Consider the following 1,075-nt stretch of genomic DNA (forward strand, 5'->3'; position numbering starts at 1 on the left):
GCTATCAATGGGCTGATGGATGAAATTATCGAAGACCACGCTCGTGAACACGTTGCGAATCCGACACTCAGCAACGAAGAAAGAGCGAAAGGCGTCGATGAGCTTCTCGAAGCCATTCGCCGCTATTCCAAATAGGATTTGCCCAGATGAGTAATTCGTACACCGACTATTCCCACGACCATATGTTCCTGGGGAAATCACATGAAGAAAACGCCAAGCGAACCTTGTGGGTAGTGGCTCTGACCGTCGTAATGATGGTTGCTGAAATCACCGCAGGTTATCTCACTGGCTCAATGGCGTTGCTTGCTGATGGATTTCACATGGCAACACACGCTGGAGCACTTGGCATAGCCGCAGCTGCTTACGGTTACGCAAAAAGACATGCCTCAAATGCTCGCTACAGTTTTGGAACTGGCAAGGTTGGAGACTTGGGTGGCTTCGCATCTGCTCTGATTTTGGGACTGGTCTCTTTGGGAATTGCCGGAGAGTCGCTATTTCGTCTCTTTCAACCGACTCAAGTGCAATTCGGGACAGCGACTCTTATCGCAATTGTCGGATTAGCAGTGAATGTGGTGAGCGCGCTTTTGCTGTCTGGCGGTCATAATCATCACCATGGGCATGACCACGGCCAAGATGAATCTCACCATGCACATGGTCATGACAATAATCTGCGCTCTGCTTATATTCACGTCATTGCAGATGCACTGACTTCGGTTCTGGCCATCGCAGCACTGCTTGCTGGTCGTTACCTTGGTTGGGTCTGGCTCGACCCTGCAATGGGGATTGTGGGTGCAGTTGTCATCGCACGCTGGGCTTGGTCGTTGATGCGGGTGACTGCGAGTGTATTGCTAGACCAGACAGATGATCATGTCGCTGAAGAGATTCGTGAACTGGTTGAGCGACAGGGAGATGCTTCGATCATAGATCTTCATGTCTGGCAGGTAGGGCCGCAAGCCCGCGCCGCTATTGTGAGTGTTCTAGGCAGCCCAGCAGTGAATGCACAAAACATACGAGAACGGCTTGCGACAGTTCATGAGATCACTCATCTGACAGTTGAGTACCGCACGAAGCCGGG

Annotated in this window: 2 protein-coding genes; both read left to right on the forward strand. The window is 51.4% G+C overall.

Annotated elements, in window-relative coordinates:
- Positions 1-12: 12 nt before the first annotated feature.
- Positions 13-135: a metal-sensitive transcriptional regulator gene (locus tag MCRY_RS23585; protein ID WP_342351702.1), complete on the forward strand. Its 123-nt coding sequence runs from the start codon at positions 13-15 to the stop codon at positions 133-135.
- Positions 136-146: 11 nt separating this feature from the next.
- Positions 147-1,075 (forward strand): CDF family Co(II)/Ni(II) efflux transporter DmeF (gene dmeF / locus MCRY_RS22350; protein WP_085633972.1); only part of this gene is annotated, 929 nt, incomplete at its 3' end.

Origin of the sequence: Marivita cryptomonadis (genome assembly GCF_002115725.1) — a bacterium.
GTDB classification, from domain to species: Bacteria; Pseudomonadota; Alphaproteobacteria; order Rhodobacterales; family Rhodobacteraceae; genus Marivita; species Marivita cryptomonadis.